The organism is Streptomyces sp. NPDC047000 (assembly GCF_040644295.1).
Taxonomy (GTDB): Bacteria; Actinomycetota; Actinomycetes; order Streptomycetales; family Streptomycetaceae; genus Streptomyces.
In genome coordinates, this window is the sequence record NZ_JBEYWE010000045.1 from 13,919 (window position 1) to 34,658 (window position 20,740).

The 20,740-nt window shown below is 74.9% G+C and carries 18 protein-coding genes; 9 read left to right on the top strand and 9 right to left on the bottom strand.

Annotated elements, in window-relative coordinates; all coding sequences use genetic code 11:
- Positions 1–6: 6 nt before the first annotated feature.
- Together hypD and hypE are read left to right on the top strand one after the other, a co-directional pair.
- The gene (hypD, locus tag ABZ862_RS36705) at positions 7–1,119 is read left to right on the top strand and encodes a hydrogenase formation protein HypD (protein ID WP_360968396.1); all 1,113 of its coding nucleotides are present in this window, start codon (positions 7–9) and stop codon (positions 1,117–1,119) included.
- Positions 1,116–2,150: a hydrogenase expression/formation protein HypE gene (hypE, locus tag ABZ862_RS36710; RefSeq protein ID WP_360968399.1), complete on the top strand. Its 1,035-nt coding sequence runs from the start codon at positions 1,116–1,118 to the stop codon at positions 2,148–2,150. The genes hypD and hypE overlap by 4 nt, the downstream gene beginning before the upstream one ends.
- Positions 2,151–2,251: 101 nt before the next feature.
- Here the strand turns inward: hypE and ABZ862_RS36715 are convergent, their stop codons facing one another.
- Positions 2,252–3,256 (bottom strand): hypothetical protein, encoded by a 1,005-nt coding sequence (locus tag ABZ862_RS36715; protein ID WP_360968402.1) that lies wholly within the window; start codon positions 3,254–3,256, stop codon positions 2,252–2,254.
- Positions 3,257–3,505: 249 nt separating this feature from the next.
- Between ABZ862_RS36715 and ABZ862_RS36720 the strand changes: the two genes are divergently transcribed.
- Entirely contained in the window at positions 3,506–4,522 is a 1,017-nt protein-coding gene (locus ABZ862_RS36720; protein ID WP_360968405.1) for a Gmad2 immunoglobulin-like domain-containing protein, read from the top strand.
- A gap of 107 nt (positions 4,523–4,629) precedes the next feature.
- Here the strand turns inward: ABZ862_RS36720 and ABZ862_RS36725 are convergent, their stop codons facing one another.
- The 3 genes from ABZ862_RS36725 to ABZ862_RS36735 are packed head-to-tail and all read right to left on the bottom strand — an operon-like array spanning position 4,630 to position 8,653.
- On the bottom strand, positions 4,630–5,169 hold the full coding sequence (locus ABZ862_RS36725) for a flavodoxin domain-containing protein (protein ID WP_360968407.1): 540 nt from the start codon (positions 5,167–5,169) through the stop codon (positions 4,630–4,632).
- A gap of 49 nt (positions 5,170–5,218) precedes the next feature.
- Positions 5,219–5,950, bottom strand: a complete 732-nt coding sequence (locus ABZ862_RS36730) for a CBS domain-containing protein (RefSeq protein ID WP_360968410.1) — start codon at positions 5,948–5,950, stop codon at positions 5,219–5,221.
- 12 nt (positions 5,951–5,962) lie between these two features.
- Positions 5,963–8,653, bottom strand: coding sequence for a GNAT family N-acetyltransferase (locus tag ABZ862_RS36735; protein ID WP_360968413.1), 2,691 nt, complete (start codon positions 8,651–8,653; stop codon positions 5,963–5,965).
- 276 nt (positions 8,654–8,929) lie between these two features.
- Here ABZ862_RS36735 and ppk2 point away from each other — a divergent pair, with 276 nt between their 5' ends.
- Positions 8,930–9,733 (top strand): polyphosphate kinase 2, encoded by an 804-nt coding sequence (ppk2, locus tag ABZ862_RS36740; RefSeq protein WP_360968415.1) that lies wholly within the window; start codon positions 8,930–8,932, stop codon positions 9,731–9,733.
- Between the two features lie 128 nt (positions 9,734–9,861).
- On the opposite strand, the gene ABZ862_RS36745 is transcribed toward ppk2, so the two are convergent.
- From ABZ862_RS36745 to ABZ862_RS36755, 3 genes are all read right to left on the bottom strand, one after another.
- Complete coding sequence (locus ABZ862_RS36745) at positions 9,862–10,734, bottom strand: universal stress protein (protein ID WP_360968418.1); 873 nt, start codon at positions 10,732–10,734, stop codon at positions 9,862–9,864.
- Positions 10,735–10,739: 5 nt separating this feature from the next.
- The gene (gene adhP / locus ABZ862_RS36750) at positions 10,740–11,762 is read right to left on the bottom strand and encodes an alcohol dehydrogenase AdhP (RefSeq protein WP_360968421.1); all 1,023 of its coding nucleotides are present in this window, start codon (positions 11,760–11,762) and stop codon (positions 10,740–10,742) included.
- Positions 11,763–11,942: 180 nt separating this feature from the next.
- Complete coding sequence (locus tag ABZ862_RS36755) at positions 11,943–12,848, bottom strand: universal stress protein (protein WP_360968424.1); 906 nt, start codon at positions 12,846–12,848, stop codon at positions 11,943–11,945.
- A 357-nt stretch (positions 12,849–13,205) separates the two neighbouring features.
- On the opposite strand from ABZ862_RS36755, the gene ABZ862_RS36760 reads away from it, so the two are divergent.
- Complete coding sequence (locus ABZ862_RS36760) at positions 13,206–14,951, top strand: SulP family inorganic anion transporter (protein ID WP_360968427.1); 1,746 nt, start codon at positions 13,206–13,208, stop codon at positions 14,949–14,951.
- A 298-nt stretch (positions 14,952–15,249) separates the two neighbouring features.
- Here the strand turns inward: ABZ862_RS36760 and ABZ862_RS36765 are convergent, their stop codons facing one another.
- Positions 15,250–16,170, bottom strand: a complete 921-nt coding sequence (locus ABZ862_RS36765) for a carbamate kinase (RefSeq protein WP_360968430.1) — start codon at positions 16,168–16,170, stop codon at positions 15,250–15,252.
- 203 nt (positions 16,171–16,373) lie between these two features.
- Between ABZ862_RS36765 and ABZ862_RS36770 the strand changes: the two genes are divergently transcribed.
- Both ABZ862_RS36770 and ABZ862_RS36775 read left to right on the top strand, forming a co-directional pair.
- On the top strand, positions 16,374–16,832 hold the full coding sequence (locus ABZ862_RS36770) for a cyclic nucleotide-binding domain-containing protein (protein ID WP_360968433.1): 459 nt from the start codon (positions 16,374–16,376) through the stop codon (positions 16,830–16,832).
- Positions 16,833–16,873: 41 nt separating this feature from the next.
- Complete coding sequence (locus ABZ862_RS36775) at positions 16,874–17,530, top strand: CBS domain-containing protein (RefSeq protein ID WP_360968435.1); 657 nt, start codon at positions 16,874–16,876, stop codon at positions 17,528–17,530.
- A 258-nt stretch (positions 17,531–17,788) separates the two neighbouring features.
- Here the strand turns inward: ABZ862_RS36775 and ABZ862_RS36780 are convergent, their stop codons facing one another.
- The gene (locus ABZ862_RS36780; protein WP_360968437.1) at positions 17,789–18,361 is read right to left on the bottom strand and encodes a hypothetical protein; all 573 of its coding nucleotides are present in this window, start codon (positions 18,359–18,361) and stop codon (positions 17,789–17,791) included.
- Between the two features lie 227 nt (positions 18,362–18,588).
- On the opposite strand from ABZ862_RS36780, the gene ABZ862_RS36785 reads away from it, so the two are divergent.
- Together ABZ862_RS36785 and ABZ862_RS36790 are read left to right on the top strand one after the other, a co-directional pair.
- Entirely contained in the window at positions 18,589–19,290 is a 702-nt protein-coding gene (locus ABZ862_RS36785; protein ID WP_360968440.1) for a response regulator transcription factor, read from the top strand.
- 145 nt (positions 19,291–19,435) lie between these two features.
- Positions 19,436–20,458, top strand: coding sequence for a nitroreductase family protein (locus ABZ862_RS36790; protein WP_360968442.1), 1,023 nt, complete (start codon positions 19,436–19,438; stop codon positions 20,456–20,458).
- The last annotated feature ends 282 nt before the right edge of the window (positions 20,459–20,740 follow it).

Sequence of the window (20,740 nt, forward strand, 5' to 3'; positions counted from 1 at the left end):
GACGCCGTGAAGTACCTGGACGAGTACCGCGATCCCGTGCTCGCCCGGCGGCTGCTAGACGAGCTCGGGCGCACCGCGTCCCGGCCCTGGCGGATCATGGAGGTGTGCGGGGGCCAGACCCACACCCTGGTCCGCCAGGGCATCGACGAACTGCTGCCCGCCGGGATGCGGATGATCCACGGGCCGGGCTGCCCGGTCTGTGTGACACCGCTGGAGACCCTGGACCGGGCCATGGCCATCGCCGCGCGGCCCGGTGTGATCCTCACCAGTTTCGGCGACATGCTGCGGGTGCCCGGCACGGACACCGACCTGCTGTCGCTGCGGGCGCGCGGCGCGGACGTACGGGTGGTGTACGCCCCGATGGACGCCGTACGGCTGGCCGCCGCGCACCCCGGCCGCGAGGTGGTGTTCCTCGCCGTCGGCTTCGAGACCACGGCACCCGCCGCCGCCACCGCCGTGCTGCACGCCGCCCGGCTCGGCCTCACCAACTTCTCGATGCTGGTCAGCCATGTGCTGGTGCCGCCGGCGATGACCGCGCTGCTCGACGACCCGGACTGCGAGGTGCAGGCGTTCCTGGCGGCGGGCCATGTGTGCGCGGTGACGGGCTGGCGGGAGTACGAGCCGATCGCCGAGCGCTACCGGGTGCCGGTCGTGGTGACCGGGTTCGAGCCGCTCGACCTGCTGGAGGGCATCCTGATGGCCGTACGGCAGCTGGAGTCGGGTCGTCACACCGTGGAGAACCAGTACGCGCGGGCGGTACGGCGGTCGGGGAACACCGCCGCGCAGGACACCGTCCGCCGGGTCTTCCGGGTCGGCGACCGGGCCTGGCGGGGCCTGGGCCCGCTCCCGGCCAGCGGGCTGGAACTCGCCGGGGAGTACGCCGCCTTCGACGCGGCCCGGCGCTTCGACGTGGACGGTCTCAGCCCGGCCGAGGACCCCGCGTGCATCGCGGGCGCGATCCTCACCGGGGCGAGGCTGCCCACGGACTGCCCGGCCTACGGCACCCGCTGCACGCCCCGGCGTCCGCTCGGTGCGCCGATGGTGTCGGCGGAGGGCACCTGCGCCGCCTTCCACGCGGCCGGACGTGCCGCCACCACCACCGCAGGAGGTGTCCCGTGAACCCCGAGTGTCCCGCGCCGCGTCACGAGGACGAGGTGGTCCTGCTCGGTCACGGCGCCGGCGGGCGGCTGACGGCGGAGCTGCTGGAACGGGTCGTGCTCCCGGCGGTGGGCGGCGCGGGCGGGCCGCTGGAGGACGCGGCGCTACTGCCGGACCGCCCCGACCTGGTGATGAGCACCGACAGTTTCGTGGTGAGCCCGCTGTTCTTCCCCGGCGGGGACATCGGGTCCCTCGCCGTGCACGGCACCGTCAACGACCTCGCCATGCGGGGCGCGCGGCCGCTCGCGCTGTCGGTGTCCCTGATCGTCGAGGAGGGCCTGCCCCTGACGGAACTGCGCGCCGTGGCGGACTCCCTGGGGAAGGCGGCGCAGGACGCCGGGGTGCCGGTGATCACCGGGGACACCAAGGTGGTCGGCCGGGGCGCGGCGGACCGGCTGTTCGTCAACACGACGGGCGTCGGGGTACGGCATCCGGGTCTCGCGCCGTCCGCCGCCGCGGCGCGGCCCGGTGACGCCGTGCTGCTGTCCGGTCCGGTCGGGCTGCACGGCACGACGGTGCTGTCCACCCGCGAGGGCCTCGGCTTCGAGAGCGTCATCGCCTCCGACAGCCGCCCGCTGCACCGGCTGGTCGCCACGCTCGCCCCGCTGGGCGGCGCCGTGCACGCGCTGCGCGACCCGACCCGGGGCGGGCTGGCCGCCGCGCTGAACGAGATCGCCCGCGACTCGTCGGTCGCCGTCGAGATCGAGGAGCGCGCGGTGCCGGTGCCGGAGGCGGTCGGCGCGGCGTGCGACCTGCTCGGCCTGGACCCTCTGACGGTCGCCAACGAGGGGTGCCTGGTCGCCTTCGTCGACGCGGCGGCCGCCCCGGCCGCTCTTGCGGCACTGCGCTCCCGGCCGGAGGGAGGCGCGGCGGTACGGATCGGGGAGGTGCTTGCCGAGGGGGCGCCGGGGCGGGTGACCGCGCGCACGCTGGTCGGTGCCCGGCGGATCGTGGAGATGCCGCTGGGCGAGCTGCTGCCCCGTATCTGCTGACCGCGGCCGGCCCTCCCGGCCGCGGGACGAGGGAACCGCGCGACCCGTCGGCGCCGGGTCGCGCGGCCGCGGGTGAACCGGACCGCCGGTCAGTCCGCCGGTCAGTCCGCGGTGCGGCCCGCGCCGGCCGGGACACGGTTCGGGAGCATCAGGTCGGACATCGGGCGGCGCGGGGTGGCGCAGAACTGGTTGGCGCGGCCGAGCCGCAGGACGACCTGCGGGAAACGGCCGGCGGTGATCCGCGTCCGCACCTCGGCGCGGGACTCGGGCAGTTCGAGGGGCTGGGTGTGGAAGGCGGCCCTGATCTGGTGGCCGGAGGCGTACAGCAGGACCCGCTGGAGGGCCTGTCCGGCGCGCAGCCAGTCGGTGCGGCCGTCGTACGGCGTGGACAGGACGGCGACGGTGCCCGTCCCCTCGTTGCGCTTGCGGCCCGGGACGATGTAGCGGTGGGCGAGGCCGAGATAGTCGCGGCCGGGCAGCAGGGTGCGGTCGGGATGGTGGCGGCAGGCCTCGTGCGGGATCCCGAACGGTCCGATGGCCTTGGACACCTCGGCGGACCGCCAGGGGTCGTTGCGGTGCACGTCCTCCGCCGTGCGCACCAGCTGGGCGAGCAGTTCCAGCTGCTCGGCGCTGTCGATGACCTGGAGCACGCCGCCCTCCGCGGTGGCCTGCTCGCGCAGTTCCTCGACGAGGTCCTCCGGCAGGGCCTCGTGCTCGAACGGCCCCCGGTGGGTGTGCCGGTGGGCCATCGCGCGGGCCATCATGTCCTCCTCGCGCGTCGGCGCCGCGTGCGCGCCGAAGCCCAGGCGGGCCAGATGGTCGAAGTCGCCCGGCTCCGGCAGGACGTCGACGACCGGCCGGAATCCGAGATGGCGCATGGCGATCCGCGCGTTGAACAGGGCCGCCCCGCAGGCGATCACCATCTCCCGGCCGCTCGGGTCGGCGAGCGTGAGCCTGCGGCCGGCGTCGGCGTGCACCTCGAAACCGCGGTCACGGCCCTCCTCCGCGAAGTACCACGGCTGGGTGTTGTGCGGGGAGGGCGCCAGAGATGCAGCGCGGGCCAGGTGCAGGGCCGCGCGCCCCACGCTCTCCTTCGACACGGTCATGATTCTCCGCCCTTCGTGAACCGTCGTTCCCAGCCTCCCCGGCCCCAGGTCCCGGCGACATGGGCCTTCAGTCCCGGGCTCGGGCCTGGGCGTCCCATCCGGCGTATGCTTGGGACGGTTCGGACTCTTATGTGCCTCCTGTACCGAACAGGCCGGGGTTGTCCGGCCGTTCGGCCTCTTGACGGGGCCGGCCGGCCCTGGGGCTCCGGCCCCTCACGCGCTTCGCTGGAAGTGCCGGAGGAGGATGCCATGTCCTCGGAACACCTCGAACCGTCATCTCTGCCGCACGGTCGCAGCACCCGCTCGGCCGCCGTGCTCGCCACCGCTCTCACCCTCCCTCTCGTCGCCCTCGCCGCCTGCGGAACCGGCGGCACGGGCGCCTCGTCGGACGCACCCGCCGCTCCCCGTACAACCGGCACGCCCGGCACGCCCGCGGCCGGTCCGGACGGTCCGGACGGTCCGGCCGGCTCCGGCGGGACCTCTACGGCCCCGTCCGCGTCCGTCGCCCCCGCCCCGCCCGCGGCCACGCCCGCGGTGCCGTCACCGGCCGTCAGAACCCGTACGGCGGCCGTGTACCTCCTGCACGGCGAGCATGTCTCCGCCGCCCCGCGCACGGTGACCGCGCCCGCCACCGCGACCGGGGCGGTCCGTGCCCTGCTGGCCGGGCCGAACCGCTACGAGCGCGCCCACGGCCGCAGCACCGCGATCCCGTCCGGCACCGTGCTGCGCTCCCTGACGCTGCGCCGGAACGTCGCCACCGTCGATCTGTCCGGCCGTTACGACGACGGCGGCGGCAGCCTGTCCATGCGGGCGCGGCTGGCGCAGGTCGTGTTCACGGCGACCCGGTTCCCCGATGTGCACCGGGTGGCCTTCGAGATCGACGGCAAGCCGGTGAAGGCGTTCGGCGGCGAGGGCATCGTCCTGGACAGGCCGGTCGGACGGGCCGACTTCGAGGACCTGTCCCCCGCCGTCCTCGTCGAGTCGCCGATGACCGGCCAGTCGGTGCACAGCCCGGTGCGGGTGTGGGGTTCCGCCAACACCTTCGAGGCGGTGTTCCGGCTGCGGATCACCGACGCCGCCGGGCGCACCGCCGCCGACGTCGGGGTGACCGCGACCTCCGGGACGGGCACGCGCGGCACGTTCGACGTGACCGTCCCGTACCGGGCCGTCCGCGACGGTGCCGGGCTGCTGACGGCGTACTACCTGTCGCCGAAGGACGGCAGGCCCGTCACCGTCGACACCGTGCCGCTGACCGTCCGCCGCTGAGACGCCGCCGGCCGGTGCCGTGCCGCCGGCCGGCGGGACCGCACGGCGCCCCGGCGCGCGCGACCGCGCCGGGGTGCCGGCCCGGGTGCCGTGGGAGGGGCGCGGGATCAGAGGGTCTTCCCCTCTCCCGCGCCGCCCTCTCCTGCGCCGCCCCCGCCCTCGAGCTGGCCGGCGACCTGTTCCGCCCATGCCTCGATCTCGGTGAAGTCGCGGAAGTCGCCGCCCTTTCCGTTGCGGACGATCATCTTGGCGATACGTCCCTTGGCGCCCTCCTCCAGACGGCCGCCGAAGGTGACGTGGCCCCGCGCGTCGACGTTGTCCATCGCGCGCCGCACCGCCGGCACCGGCGGGATGTCCTTCTCCGACGCCGAGGGGTCCAGCGGGCCGCTGCTGAAGAACCAGACCGGGCGCTCGGCCAGGGCACGGCGGTTGCGCCGCACGAACCGGCGGGCGTCCCGGTGCCAGCGGCCCCCGTACAGTCCGCCGCCGACGAGGACCGCGTCGTACGCCGTGATGTCCTTGACGGTGCCGGCCGGCGCCGTCTCGGCCGGGATGCCGTCCTTGGTGAGGACCCCGGCCACCGCCTCGGCGATCTCCGCGGTCGAGCCGTTCGTCGTGCCGTAGGTCACCAGGACCTTGCCAGTCATGGGTCAGCCTCCTTGTGTGTCGCGGACCGGGGTGTCGCGGACCGGTGTGTCACAGCCCGCGCAGCCAGCCGTCGGTGACGCCGTGCATCGTCTGTTCCCCGGGCTGGACGTGCGCGTCGTCGAGCCGGTAGGTGAGCTTGTCGACGACCGCCACCACGCCGTCGGTCTGCCGGGCCATGGAGACGGCGATCTCCGTCTCGCTCTTGCGCTCCAGGTGGCCGGTCAGCGTGACGACGCCCTCGGTCACGGCGACGTCGACGGCGCGCGGCGGCAGCCACAGCGTGCGGGCGAGCACCTCCTCGACGATCTCGGTGCGGATGTCGTCGTCGGGCCGCAGGAACACGGTGAGCAGGTCGCGGCGGGTGACGATGCCGACGAGCCGGTCCTCCTCGTCGAGGACGGGGAGCCGTTCGACATGCCGCTGGGCCATGGTGCGGGCCGCCTCGACGATGGTCTCGGAGGCGTGCACGGTGACGGCGGGCCGGGTCATCAGCTGTCCCGCGGTACGGGCCCCGGCCTTGGCGGCCCGGCGGCGGGCGGCGGGAGTCAGTCCGGTGGGGCGGAACCGCTTCTTCGCGCCGTACGGGTCGGGGGTGTCCGCCTGCCGCATCATCAGGTCGGTCTCGGAGACGACGCCGATGACCTTCTCGTCGTCGTCGACGACCGGCAGTCCGCTGATGCGGTGCTCACCGAGCAGTCGTGCCACTTCCTTGAACGGAGTGCCGTACGCGGCGCGGACCACCCGCGTGCTCATCACGGAGCCGACCTTGTCGTGCCTCATGGCTGTGCCTCCTCAGCGAAGCCTGCGCAGGTAGGGGTCCTGCGGCCGGCGCGGCAGCAGGCGTACGCGTGCGTCGAGCACGGACACACCGCCCGGTGTCGCGAGTACGGGGTTGAAGTCGGCCTCCGCGACCTGCGGGAGATCGCTCGCCATGCGGGACAGCCGCAGCAGGAGCCGTTCGAGGCCCTGGACGTCGACGGGGCGTCCGCCGTCCGCGCCGAACAGCAGCGGGGCGCAGCGCGGGGCGGTGACGAGGTCGTGCACGTCCTGGTCGGTGAGCGGGGCGAGCCGGGCGGCGTGGTCGGCGAGCACCTCGGTGGCGGTGCCGCCGAGCCCGAACAGCACCAGGGGTCCGAAGACCTGGTCCTGGACGACCCCGGCGAACAGTTCGGTGCCGCGGTCGGCGAGGGGCTGGACGACCACGCCGGTGAGCAGTCCGGCGAACCGGGTCTCCAAGTCGCGGTAGGCGGCGCGGACCTGGAAGTCGCCGCGCAGGTCGAGGTGCAGGGCGTGTTCGGCGGTCTTGTGCAGCAGCCCCGGCCAGTGCCCCTTGAGGACGACGCGGCCGTCGGCGCCCTGCAGCCGCTGGGCGGCGAGGACGGCGGCGTCCTCGGTGTCGGCCCAGGCCCAGGGGAGCTGGGGGACGGCGTAGCAGTCGAGGAGTTCGGCGCACACGCGCGGCTCGAGCCAGCCGCCCTCCGGGCAGTGGTCGAGGTACTCCTCGACGACGGTGCGGGCGCGTTCGGTGTCGACGTCGTCGAGCCGCGGGAGTGTCCCGGCGGGGCGGGCCAGCCAGGCGGCGCGGCGGGCGGCGTGGGCGAGCGCGCGGGCGGCGGCCTGGGAGTCGGCGTAGGAGGGGATGCTGCCGCCGCCGTCGGCGGGCAGCAGGTCGACGGTCCGTTCCTGGGCGAGCCGTACGGCGACGACGGGCCGGCCGCGGCGGCCGGGGGCGCGGGTGAGGGCGCGGACCAGGTCGTCGCCGGTGGCGGCGGCGAGGGCGGTGGGGACGAGGACGACGAGCACCGCGTCGGTGCCGTCGTCCTCCAGGAGGCGGTCCACGCACTCCTTGAGCTGTTCCTCGGTGACCGCGGCGCCGGCGTCGACGGGGTTGGTGGCGGTGGCGTTGTCCGGGAGGACGGCGCGCAGCGCGTCGGCGAGCGGGGCGGCGGGCACCGGCAGGACGAGGCCGGCCTCGGCGCAGGCGTCGGCGGCCAGGACTCCGGCGCCGCCCGCGTTGGTGACGACGGTGACGCGGGGTCCGGTGGGCAGCGGCTGGGAGTGCAGCAGGGCGGCGGCCTCGATGAGTTCGGACACGGAGCGGGTGGCGGTGATACCGGCCTGGGTGAACAGGGCGGCGCGGGTCATGGTGCGGGTGGCGGCGGCCGCGGTGTGGGAGGCGGCGGCGCGGCGTCCGGCGTCGGTGCGTCCCGCGTCGACGGTGAGGACGGGGATGCGGCGGGTGACACGGCGGGCGGTGCGGGAGAAGGCGCGCGGGTTGCCGAAGGACTCCAGGTGCAGCAGGGCGAGGCCGGTGCGGCAGTCGCTCTCCCACCACTGGAGCAGGTCGTTGCCGCTGACGTCGAACTTGTCGCCGAGGGAGACGAAGGTGGACACGCCGATGCCGAGCCGGGACAGCCCGTCGAGGAGGGCGATGCCGACGCCGCCGGACTGCACGGCGATGCCCGCGCTGCCGGGGCGGGGGTGGTCGGCGGCGAAGGTGGCGTCGAGGCGGATCTCCGGGTCGGTGTTGGAGACGCCGAGGCAGTTGGGGCCGACGAGCCGCATGCCGTGGTCGCGGCAGGCGGCCAGGAGTGCCTTGTTCTGCCCGGCGTCGAGCCCGGCGGTGACGACGAGGAGGGCCTTGACGCCCGCCGTGCCGCATTCCTCGGCGACGGCCGGGACGGCGGCGGCGGGTACGGCGATCACGGCCAGGTCGGGTGTGACGGGCAGCGCGGTGACGGACGGGTGGCAGGGCACGCCGAGGAGGGAGGTGGCCGCGGGGTTCACGGCGAAGACGCGCCGGGTGTAGCCGCCGGTGTGCAGATGGTGCAGGATCGCGCGGCCCACGGAGCCGGGCCGGCGTCCGGCGCCCACCACGGCGACGGCGTCGGGCCTGAGCAGCGGGCGCAGGCTGGCGACGTCGGCGGCGCGGCCGCGTTCCTCGACGGCGGTGAGGTAGCCGTCGCTCTCGTCGAGGCTGATGGTGCAGCGCACCTCGGACCCCTCGAAGCGGCGGGCCATGCGCAGTCCGAGGTCGGAGAAGAGGCGCAGCACGTCGTGGTTCTCGCTGAGCGCGTCGGCGGTGAAGGTGCGTACGCCCTCGGCGCGGGCGGCGGAGATCAGGTGCTCGACGAGCAGGGTGCCCACGCCGCGGTGGTGGAGGGTGTCGGCGACGGCGATGGAGATCTCCGCCTCGTCGCCGCTGCCGCCGGTGTCGTACTCGGCGAGCCCGGCGACCCGGCCCTCGCGTTCGGCGAGCAGGGCCCGGTAACCGGGGCGGCGGGCGCAGGCCCGGTCGGCGGCGAGCCGGCCGGAGCGGCGGCTGGCGGAGAAGAACCGCAGCCGGAGGTTCTCCGGGGACATCTCCTCGTAGAGGCCCTGGAGCTGGTCGTGGTCGCCGGGCTGTGCGGTACGGATGCACACGATGGTGCCGTCCGCGAGCAGCGCGTGGACGGGCGGCCGGCTGAGCGCGTCTGACGTCATCGCGGATCTCCTCCACGTGTCGGGACACTTCGAGCGTCCGCCCGTTCCGGGCCGCGCCCCAGGGGCTGTAAGGGCCTCATATGGGCCGTCCGGCCCTCACCTGTGCGCGCGGGCGTGCCGTTCCGCTTCCCCCGGGCGGGAGGGCGGGCGGCCGGGGGGTGCGCGGCGGTGCGCCGGTCAGTACGGTGGCGTCCGGGTGTCAGGCCCTGGGAAGGGACGGCTCCGTGGCCGGGTGGGATCGCCCGGCGGCGCGGGTCCACGGCTGTGGAGGCGGCATTGGCCGACAAGAAGGCGGCGGAGCTGCCGCGCAAGGTGTACGAGCGGGAACTGCTGCGGCTGCAGACCGAGCTGGTGAAGCTCCAGGAGTGGGTGAAGGCGGAGGGCGCCCGGCTGGTGGTGGTCTTCGAGGGCCGGGACGCCGCGGGCAAGGGCGGCACCATCAAGCGGGTCTCGGAGTACCTCAACCCCCGGGTGGCGCGGATCGCGGCCCTGCCGAAGCCGACGGAGCGCGAGCGCACGCAGTGGTACTTCCAGCGGTACGTGGAGCATCTGCCGGCGGCCGGGGAGATCGTGCTGTTCGACCGCAGCTGGTACAACCGGGCCGGGGTCGAGCATGTGATGGGCTTCTGCACCAAGGACGAGCACCAGCGGTTCCTGCGGCAGTGCCCGATCTTCGAGCGGATGCTGGTGGAGGACGGGATCCTGCTGCGCAAGTACTGGTTCTCGGTGAGCGACCGGGAGCAGCAGGAGCGGTTCAGGCGGCGGCTGGACGACCCGGTGCGGCGCTGGAAGCTGTCGCCGATGGACCTGGAGTCGATCACCCGCTGGGAGGCGTACTCGCGGGCCAAGGACGAGATGCTGGTGCACACCGACATCTCCGACGCGCCGTGGTACGTCGTGGAGAGCGACGACAAGCGGCGGGCCCGGCTGAACATGATGGCGCACCTCCTGGGCTCGGTGCCGTACCACGAGGTGGAGCCGCACGTCCTGGAACTGCCGCCGAGGCCCCCGTCGACCGGCTACCTCCGCCCTCCGCGCGATCTCCAGAACTACGTCCCGGACCACGCGGCGGGCCTCTAGCCCCCGGCGGCTCCGGCCGGGCCGGAGCCGCCGGGGGCGGGGACGGGCAGGGGCGGCGGGGGCGGAGACCCCTCGCCGGCACCCTCCCGTACGCTCCCCGGCCGGCCGGGGAGCACCCCGTCAGGGGTTCAGACGCGGTGCGGTACCACGGCCACCGGGCAGGCCGAGTGGTGCAGTACCGCGTGGGCGACCCGGCCGAGCTGGAGTCCGACCGCGGCGTCACGCCGTTCGGCACCCACGATCAGCAGATCCGCACCGTGCGAGAGGCCGACCAGGACCCGGCGGGCGTGGCCCTCGACGGTGCGCCGCACCACCCGGACGTCGTCCGGGGCGCCGGCGAGCGCCGCCTCCAGCGCCCCGGCGGCCTGCTCCTCGTGCAGCCGGGCGGGCTCTCCGGACATCAGCGGGTGGTCGGTCGTCTCGTGCGCGGGGTGGCGCCAGACCCGTACGGCCTCCAGGGGCACCTTGCGGCGGCGGGCCTCCTCGTAGGCGAAACGCACCGCCGGGGACTCCTTGCCCTCGTCGCCCACCGCAAGCACGATCCTGCCGTGGGTACCCGGGACGGCCTGGTTGTCGTGACTGCCGCGCAGCACGATCACCGGGCAGGCGGCGTGCGCGGCCACGGTCAGGCTGACCGAGCCGAGCAGCAGTTCGGCGAGACCGCTGCGGCCCCGGGAGCCGACGACCACGAGGGCGGCGTCCCGGGCCTCGCGCACCAGCCCGTACTCGGGTTCCTCGGGCAGCACCTCGGTGCCGATCCCCAGTGCCGGTTGCCTGCCCCGGGCGCGCCGCGCGGCGCTCGCGACGATGTCGTCCGCGCGGATCTCCTCCGGGGCCTTCTCGAGCTCGCCGGCGAAGGCCTTGCCCTCGTAGCGCTCCCACAGGTCGGCGTAGACCAGCCGCAGCGGCAGTCCGCGCAGCACGGCCTCGTCGGCGGCCCAGTCGACGGCGCGCAGGCTCGGCTCCGAGCCGTCGACACCCACGACCAGCGGCGCGGTCATCCCGCTCACCGCCCGGCGCCGAGGTCGAAGACGATCCGCGCGGTCACCTGGCCGCGCAGCACCTCGGCGATGGACTCGTTGACGGTCTCCAGCGGGCGGGTCTCGTGGACGACCCGGGTGCGGCCCGCGGCGTGCAGCCGGAACACCTCGGCGAGGTCCTGCCGGGTGCCGACGATGGAGCCGATCACGGAGGTGCCGTTGAGGACGGTCTCGAAGATCGGGACGTTGATGGTGCCGTGCGCGGGCATGGCCACCATGACGAGCTTGCCGCCGCGCCGCAGCCCGGCGTTGGCCGCGGCGAACGCGGGCTCGTTGACGGCGAGGGCGATCGCCGCGTGGGCTCCGCCGTGCTGCTTGAGCACCCCGGCGACGTCCTCCTTGCGGGCGTCGATGAGGATGTCCGCGCCGAGCTCGCCCGCCAGGGCCAGCTTGTCGTCGGTGACGTCGATCGCGGCGACCGTGGCACCGGCGATCTTGGCGTACTGGAGGGCGAGGTGACCGAGGCCGCCGACCCCGGAGATCGCCACGAGCTGCGTCGGCCGCACCTGGGCGACCTTGAGGGCCTTGTACGTGGTGACGCCGGCGCAGGTCAGCGGGGCGGCGTCGAAGGGGCTGACGCCCTCGGGCACCGGCTGGGCGAAGTCGGCCCAGGCCAGCATCTTCTCGGCGTAGCCGCCGTCGCAGCCGTAACCGGTGTTGATCTGGCTCTCGCACAGCGTCTCCCAGCCGGAGAGGCAGTGCTCGCACCGTCCGCAGGCCCAGCCGAGCCACGGCACCGCGACCCGGTCCCCGACCGCGAGGTGGGTGACTCCCTCACCGAGTTCCTCGACGAGGCCGACGCCCTCGTGGCCGGGCACGAACGGCGGGACCGGCCTGACCGGCCAGTCGCCGTGCGCGGCGTGGATGTCGGTGTGGCACAGGCCGGAGGCCTCGACACGCACACGGACCTGGCCGGGGCCGGGCCGGGGGTCGGTGCGCTCCTCGATCACCAGGGGCTCGCCGAAGGCTCGTACGACCGCTGCCTTCATGGTTCACACTCCTCGGGGTGGTGCTGCGCGGGTGGACGGGTGGGGGGAAGGGGCCGGGGTCCCGGGCGGCGCCGGGGCCGCGGGGGTCTCCCGCGGCCGCTGCCGGATGCTCGTGCCGCCGGTCCGGCCCGTGTTCCCCGGTCGGACGGCCGCTCAGGGGCCGGAGTCAGGGGCCGGAGGTCAGTCGTGGGCGACCACGGCGACCGGGGCCGCGGCGTGGTGCAGGACGGCGTGCGTGACGGAGCCGATGTGGATGCCGAAGGGGCTGTGCCGCACCCGGCGTCCGACGACGACCAGGGACGCCTCACGGGACGCCTCGATCAGCCGGCTGGACGCGCCGCCGGTGCCGGAGTCCTCGGTGATCTCGACGCTCGGGTACTTCTGCCGCCAGGGCCGCAGCGCGTCGGCCAGCTTGGCGGCCTGTTCGCGGGCGACGTCCCGGTCGAACTCCGGGTCCACGGCGAGACCGTAGGCGTAGTACGGCGGCAGGTCCCAGCCGTGCACCACGCGCACCGAGGTGCCGCGCCGGGCGGCCTCCTCGAAGGCGAACTCCAGGACCGTGCCGTCGACGCTGCGGGTGTCGAGCCCGACGACGACCGGCCGGAAGGCGCTCTCGGTGGACGGTCCGCCCGCCGCGTCGGCCTCGTGCTCGTCGGCGGCCTGCTCACCGGCGCGGACGACGACCACGGGGGTCCGGGTGTGGGCGATCACGGACCGGCCGACCGAGCCGACCAGGAAGCCGGTGAGTCCGCCGATGCCGCGGGAGCCCAGGACGAGCAGTTCCGCGTCCTTCGCCGCCGCGGTCAGCGCCTCGGCGGCCTGCCCGGTGCGCTGCTCCGCGATCACCTCGATGCCGGGGTGGCGCATCTCAAGACTCTGGGCGGTCTCCCGCGGGATGCGTTCGCTCCAGTGCTGCTGGGTCTCCCCGCCGAGGAGCGGGGCCTCGGCCATCGGCTCCGGAACCGGCTCCCAGACATGGACGACCTTCAACGGCAGGCCGCGCACCTTCGCCTCGCGGGCCGCCCATTCGGCCGCGGCACGGCTTTCCGGGGAACCGTCGAGACCTGCGACAACGCTGCGCACCATGTTTCTGCCTCCTGATCGGTGATCTGGCTCCAGATTCACGGAGAAGTGTCCGGCACAGCATGGGCCGCCTTTCCCCCGCAGGGGCCGTTCGGCCCAACGGCCCCGGACCACCGGCACGGCGGTTCCGGGGCGAGGACCAGCCACGATTCCCGCCGGCGGCCCCCTCACCCTTCAGCCTTGTCCTCCGTCCGCCGCCGCGCGCAGGCCGAAGGTCCGCAGGAAGGGGCCCTTGGGTCCCTGGCGCGACCCCCCGGTGAGCGGCCATGCCGGATCCGGACGGGTTCACGGACGGGCTCCGGACGGGGCGGAAGTGCGGGCCCCGGGCGATCCTTGAGACGTACGGCGGAAGGAACCGGCATGGCGCACGGCTCGGGCGGCCCCGGCTCGGGAGGACGCGGCGCGCTGTCCGGCCGCCCCGGTGTGTGGCGGCGGCTGGTCCCGGGACTGGCCCAGCTGATCGGCTACCACCGTGCCTGGCTCGCCGGTGACGTGCTGGCCGGGCTCACGGTCGCCGCGTACCTGGTGCCGCAGGTGATGGCGTACGCGGGTGTGGCCGGGCTGCCGCCGGTCACCGGGCTGTGGGCGATCCTGCCCGCGCTCGGCCTGTACGCGCTGCTCGGCTCCTCGCGGCTGCTGTCGGTCGGCCCCGAGTCGACGACCGCGCTGATGACGGCGACCGTGGTGGCCCCGCTGGCCGGCGGGGACCCGGGCCGCTACGCGGGCCTGGCCGCGGCGCTCGCGGTGACGGTGGGGCTGCTGTGCGTGGCGGCGTGGGCGCTGCGGCTCGGCTTCGTCGCCGATCTGCTGTCCCGGCCGGTGCTGATCGGCTATCTGGCCGGGGTCGCGCTGATCATGATGGTGGATCAGCTGAGCAAGCTCACCGGGGTGCCGGTCAGCGGCTCGAGGTTCCTCCCCCAGCTGTGGTCGTTCCTGGAGCACCTGGGCGAGGGACACGGCGGGACCATGCTGTTCTCCGCGCTCACCCTGGTGTTCCTGTTCGCGGCGGCCCGCTGGTTCCCCAGGCTGCCCGCGCCGCTGCTGGCGGTGGTGCTGGGCACGCTGGCCGTGGCCGCGTTCGGCCTCGACGACCGGTACGGCCTGAAGGTCGTCGGCGGCCTCCCGGCCGGGCTGCCCCCGGTGGCCGTGCCGGACCTGGGCGAGCTGCCGCGCCTGGTGCTGCCCGCCCTGGGCGTCGTCCTCGTCGGCTACACGGACTGCGTCCTCACCGCGCGGGCCTTCACCGGCGGTGCGGGGCAGGACCCCGAGCACGACCCCAACCAGGAGTTCCTGGCGCTCGGCGCGGCCAATCTGGGCGCCGGTTTCCTGCGCGGCTTCCCGGTGAGCAGCAGCGCCAGCCGCACCGCGCTGGCCGCCTCGAGCGGGGCCCGCAGCCAGGCGTACTCCCTGGTGGCGGGCGTGGTGGTGCTGGCCGTGCTGCTCTTCCTGAGCCCGCTGCTGCACCGCACCCCGTCCGCGGTGCTGGGCGCGCTCGTGGTGTACGCGGCGGTCCGCATGATCGACCTGGCCGGCTTCCGGCGGCTGGCGGCCTTCCGACGCCGTGAACTGCTGCTGGCGCTGTGCTGCCTGGCGGGTGTGCTGGCGCTGGACATCCTCTACGGCGTGCTCGTCGCCGTCGGCCTGTCGGTGGCCGAGCTGCTGACCCGGGTGGCCCGCCCGCACGACGCGGTGGAGGGCCTGGTGCCCGGGGTGGCCGGCATGCACGACGTGGACGACTACCCGACCGCCCGCACCGTCCCCGGCCTGCTGGTCTACCGCTACGACTCACCGCTGTTCTTCGCCAACGCCGAGGACTTCCACCGGCGCGCCCTGGCCGCGGTGGACGAACAGGCCGGGAAGGTGCGGTGGTTCGTCCTCAACACCGAGGCCAATGTGGAGGTGGACATCACCGCCCTGGACGCGGTCGACGCCCTGCGCCGCGAACTGGCCGACCGGGGCATCGTGTTCGCCCTGGCGCGGGTCAAGCAGGACCTCCTGGACGACCTGGAGGCGTACGGCCTGGCCGACTCGGTGGGCCACGGCCTGATCTTCCCGACCCTGCCGACGGCGCTGGCCGCGTACCGGGCGTGGTGCGGCAGACGGTAGGACCGGCGTCCGGCCCGGCCCCGGTCCGACGGCCGCCCCGTGGCCCAGCCGCGCCGACGGTCGCGGTGTGCGGAGACGTGCGGAGGAGCGAGGAGGGGAGGCCCTCCCGGCGGTACCGGCCGTGACCGGCGGCGCCCGCGCCGGGGCACGGTCCCCGCGGGTGCGGCGCGGACCGCGGGGCTGACCGGCACGGCCGGCGCCGGGACACGGACAGGCACCGGCGGCTCGCGGACCGGGCCGCCGTGTGCCGCGCGGGCGGCCATGGCCGGATGCGGGGCCGCCGGCGCCGGGCGGGGCTTCAGACCGGGTACAGGTCCGGACGGACGAGCGTGCCGGAGCGGCCGTGGACGATGGCGTACGCCGCGTCGAGGGCACCGATGGCCGCCAGGCCGCCGGTGCGCTCGACGAAGCGGGCGGCGGCCTCCGCCTTGGGGCCCATGGTGTCCTCGGCGCAGCCCGCGCGCCGCAGTTCCCCGGGGGTGGCGTCGAGGACGGGACGCTGCCGCGGGGTGCCGTAGTCGGTGTAGACGTTGGGCACGTCGGTGAGGATGAGCAGGAAGTCGGCCTCGAGGTCCTCGGCCAGCAGGGCCGCGGTGAGGTCCTTGTCGACGGCGGCGTCCACGCCGCGCAGGGCGCCGGCGCGGTCGGCGACCACGGGCACTCCCCCGCCCCCGGCGCACACCACGACGGTTCCGGAGTCCAGCAGTGCCCGCACGGTGCCGGTCTCCAGCACCCGCTCCGGGCCCGGCGCGGGGATGACCCGCCGCCAGCCGTGGGCGTCGCGGGAGACGTGCCAGCCGTAGCGGGCGGCGAGCGTCATGGCGAGGCGCTGCGGGTAGACCGGGCCGACGAACAGTCCCGGCCGGTCGAAGGCGGGGTCGTCCGCCCGGACCACGGTGTGCGTGACCAGCGCGGCCACCCGGCGCCCGGGCAGCGCGTCGTGCAGGGCGCAGGTCAGCAGGGAGCCGATCATGCCCTGGGTCTGCGCGCCCAGCAGGTCCAGCGGGTAAGGGGCGCTGAGTCCGGGGTCGTTGGCGCTCTCCACGGCCAGCAGGCCGACCTGCGGGGCGTTGCCGTAGGTCATCACGATGTCGTGCTCGTGGGCGAGCGCGGCGATCGCGGTCGCCACCCGCACGATGTTCGCCCGCTGGACCTCGGCGTCGGGGTGTTCACCCCGGTGCAGGAGGGCGTTGCCGCCGAGAGCGATGACGATACGCATGGATCGGTCCTTCGCGAACGGATGCGTGCACCGGCCGGACGCCTCCATGGAACCGCCCGCCGACCGGCCCCCGGAGATGCTGAACGTCACCCCGGATCCGCCGGTGGGCCCCCACCCGGGGCCGGGTGGCCCATGGAACGCCGGGACCGTCACGACCACGCTGGGGGTGGTAGGTCCGTCCCGCCGCTTCCTGGAGTAACGCCATGAACGCTCCCGTCACGAGCAAGCCGCAGGCCCTGCCCGCCGATGTCCGGCAACGACTGATGGCCATCGCCGACGAGGTGTCCTTCGCCCAGGGCACGCGCCTGTTCGAGGAGGACGGCCCCGCCGACCGCTTCTGGCTCATCCGTACCGGCACGGTCGACCTCGACATCCGTGTGCCGGGCCGCCGGGCCGCCCTGATCGAGTCGCTCGGCCACAACGAACTGGTCGGCTGGTCCTGGCTGTACGGGCGCACCTGGCACCTGGGAGCCGAGGCCGCGACCCCGGTGCGCGCCTACGAGTTCGACGCCGAGACCGTGCGCACCCTGTGCGCGGAGGACCCGGTGTTCGGGCAGAGCATCGCCCTGTGGATCGGCGCCGTGGTGGCGCACCGGCTGCACGCCGCCCGTACCCGGCTGCTCGACCTCTACGGCCCCTACGGCAGCGGCGGGATGCGGTGACCACCGGTCCGGCCGGCGGCGATCAGGACCAGGGAGGCACCGTGTACAGCTCCCCGCACATCGTGGGCGACGTGATGACGCGCGTCGTGGCCACCGTGGAACGCGGCGCCGAGTTCAAGGACATCGTGCGGGCCCTGCACGAGCACAGGGTGAGCGCGCTGCCCGTGGTGGACCGGTCGGGCCGTGTCGTCGGCGTCGTCTCCGAGGCGGATCTGCTGCCCAAGGAGGAGTTCCGCGACAGCGACCCCGACCGGGACACCCAGCTGCGGCGTCTCACAGACCTCGCCAAGGCCGGTTCCGTCACCGCCGGCGAGCTGATGACGTCGCCCGCGCTGACCGTCCGGGAGGACACCACACTCGCCCAAGCCGCCCGCGCCATGGCCCGCGCCAAGGTGAAACGGCTGCCCGTGGTCGACGGCGAGGACCGTCTCGTGGGCATCGTGAGCCGGGTCGACCTGCTGAAGGTGTTCCTGCGCCCCGACGAGGAGATCGCCGAGGAGGTCCGCCGCGAGGTGGTGGCCTATCTGTTCCCGGAGCCCGCGTCGGCGGTGCGGGTGGCGGTCGAGGACGGCATCGTGAAACTGTCCGGCCGGGTCCGGGACGCCTCACTGGTGTCGGTGGCCGAACGGCTGGTACGGGCCGTGGAGGGCGTCGTCGACGTACGGTTCGCGCTGGACGTACCCGACGCGGCACGGTGACCTCGGCAGCGCGGCGACGGGACCGGTGACGGCCTCGGCCGTACGCCTCACCGGCCCGGGACCGTCCGCCGTCGTCCGCCCGGGTGACGGGCGGTGCCGCGGAGGTGACGGATCCCGGTACGAAGCCGGGGAAGTGATGACGGCCTGTCCCTGACGGCGGCCCGTCCATGACGGCACGTCGCGGTCGGCCCGCCCGTCCCGTCCCGTTTCGGCGGTCCGGGAACGGACCGCCCCGGGGAGGAACCGCCGCCCGGGTGGTCAGCCCGGGGTGCTCCCCCACTCGCGGTCGGCACGTGCCCACTCCGCGTCCCACCGCTCGGTGGCCCGCCGTTGCACCCTCAGCCGCGCGACGCGGCCGCAGGAAAGGGCCACCAGGCCGGTCGCGCCCGCCACCCACACCCCGCCGAGCACGCCGCGGGCGGTCGCCTCCGCGTGATCGACGGGCGCGGCCACGAGACGGCCCTCCCGGTCGGCCCAGACCCGCACCGTGTCGCCGGGCACGGTGCCGGTTCTCACCTCGGTCGTGGCGGTGCGGACGGTGCCCGTGGCGTCGGTCCAGCGGACCTCGGCGGGGACGTGGCCGAGGCTGAGGCCCCGCAGGACGGGACGGGTCCCGGTCATCACGGCGGCGACCGGCGTACGGCCCGCCGCGTCGTGTTCGATCGTCGCGTCGACGACGTATCCGGCGGCGGCGCCGAGCGCGGCCCCGCCCACGACGGTCAGTGTCCAGGCGGCCAGCACGATCCGCGCCTCGCGGACGTCGCTCGGCCTGCGCAGCGGGTTGGAGCGCCAGCGCCACCCCACGACCGTTCCGTTCCCGTGCTTCCGCATGGGTCACACCCTCTCGCGGGCACAATGGAGGACGAACACCGCTTCGGAGGCTCCCACGGTGCCGCCGGTGGCCGCGAGGGGCCGCTGGTCCGTCCCGGCAGGGCCGGTCGGGGTGCTCACCGGGTAGCGTTTGGGCCGATCGGCCCTGGCTACCATGGTCCGGTCGGGCCATGATCATCACTGCTGGCGGCCCACGGTCCGCCACAATCCGGGGAACAGGGGTCGAAATGACCGAGGCACGCACTTTCACGGCGCAGGACCCGATCCGCGTCTTCCTGCTCGACGACCACGAGGTCGTCCGGCGCGGACTGGCCGACCTGCTGGACTCCGAACCGGACATCTCGGTGGTCGGCGACGCCGGGAACGTCGAGCACGCGCTGGTGCGGGCGCCCGCCGTGCGGCCGCACGTGGCCGTCCTCGACGTGCGCCTCCCGGACGGCGACGGCATCTCCGTCTGCCGCGAACTGCGCAACCGCATGCCGGACCTGGCGGTGCTGATGCTCACGTCGTTCGACGACGAGGACGCCCTCCTCGACGCCATCATGGCGGGGGCCTCCGGCTATGTGCTCAAGCAGATCCGGGGCTCCGACCTCGTCTCGGCGGTCCGCACCGTCGCCTCGGGCCAGTCGATGCTCGACCCGGCGACCACCGCCCGGCTGATGCGCACGCTGCGCACCGAGCCGACGCAGAGCCCGGAGCTGCCGCCCGAGCTGGCCGGCCTGTCGCCGCGCGAGCGGGAGATCCTGACGCTGATCGGCGAGGGTCTCACCAACCGGGAGATCGGCAAGAAGCTGTATCTGTCGGAGAAGACGGTCAAGAACCACATCTCCCGGCTGCTGTCCAAGCTGGGCGTGCAGCGGCGGGTGCAGGCGGCCGTGATCGCCTCGCATCTCGAACAGAACGAGGGGGGCGACCGTACCGCGCGCTGAGCCGGGTCCGTCCGGGGCCTTGTGGCGGGAGACGGGGCCTTCCGGCCCCTCCCGCGGCCCCGGCGGCGCCGACGACCGTGGACAGCACCATATCCAGCTACCCGGAGGCCCCTGAGTACGGCGCTGGGGCGGGGAGGAGAACCTCATGTCCACGGCGGTCCTCGACGTCCCTACCCTCGAGAAGCTGATCGCGGCGGCCGTCGCGGCTCCCTCGGTGCACAACACACAACCCTGGCGGTTCCGGCTCGATCCGGGGTCGGTGACACTGGAGATCCGGGCGGCGGCGGACCGGGGCCTGCGTTTCAGCGACCCCTCGGGACGCGCGTTGCACGTGTCAGTGGGCTGTGCGCTGTTCAACCTCCGCGTCGCGGTGGCCCACTTCGGCTGGGAGCCGGTGACCAGGCTGCTGCCCCGGCCCGAGCAGCCCGACCTGCTGGCCACCGTACGCCTGACCGGCGCGGCCGGTGCCACCGGGGCCGGGCCGGGAGCCGATCCCGGTGTCGAGGAGCTGTACGAGGCGCTGTGGACGCGGCACAGCAGCCGGCTGCCGTTCGCCGACCGGCAGCTGCCCGCCGGGGTGCTCGACGAACTCTCCGAGGCCGCCCGGGAGGAGGGCGGGGTGTTCACCTTCTCCGAGCCCGCCGGCGCCGAGCGGCTGCTGCGGCTGACCGGTGAGGCGGAGCAGCGCAACCGGGCCGACGCGGACCGCGCCGCGGAGAGCAGGCGCTGGATCGTACGGCTGCCCGACGCCGCGTCGATCGGGGTGCCGCCCGCCGCGATCGGGCCGCAGGACTACCGGGACCACATCCCGATGCGGGACTTCGGTGCCCACCGCCACCCGTCGGTGCTGGCCGCCCGCGCCTTCGAGACCCGGCCGTCGATCGCCGTGCTGGCGACCCCGCACGACCGCCGCACCGACTGGCTGCGGGCGGGCCAGGCCCTGGAGCGGGTGCTGCTGGTGGCCACCGCGCACGGCATCCGCGCGTCGCTGCTGCACCAGGCCCTGGAATGGCCCGACCTGCGGGAACAGGTCACCGGCGACCCCGACGACCGCCGCACCCACGCCCAGATGGTGATCCGCCTGGGCTACGGCCCCGAGGGCACCCCCTCCCCCCGCCGCACGGCGGCGCAGGTCCTCGAACAGCAACGCCTGACCGCCGCGCGCTGAGCGTCCGCGGGCTTCCTCCGGCCCTGAGCCGGTCACCCGCCCGCTCCTCCGGGGCCCGCCCCGGGCGGCTCGGCTCCCCCGGCCGGTGACGGCCGGCCGCACGCGGTCGCGCGGGCCGGCTGCCGTGGGATACGGTACGGGGCCGTGGAATCGTGCCGCTCGGCGGAGCCGGCGACGTGGCACGCGCCGGGCCCGGGACGCCGGACAGGCCGCCACGGCCACGGTGGTCCGGCCGCCCCGGCACCTGCGCACCGGTTCCCCGGAAAACCGCGCCCGGCACCA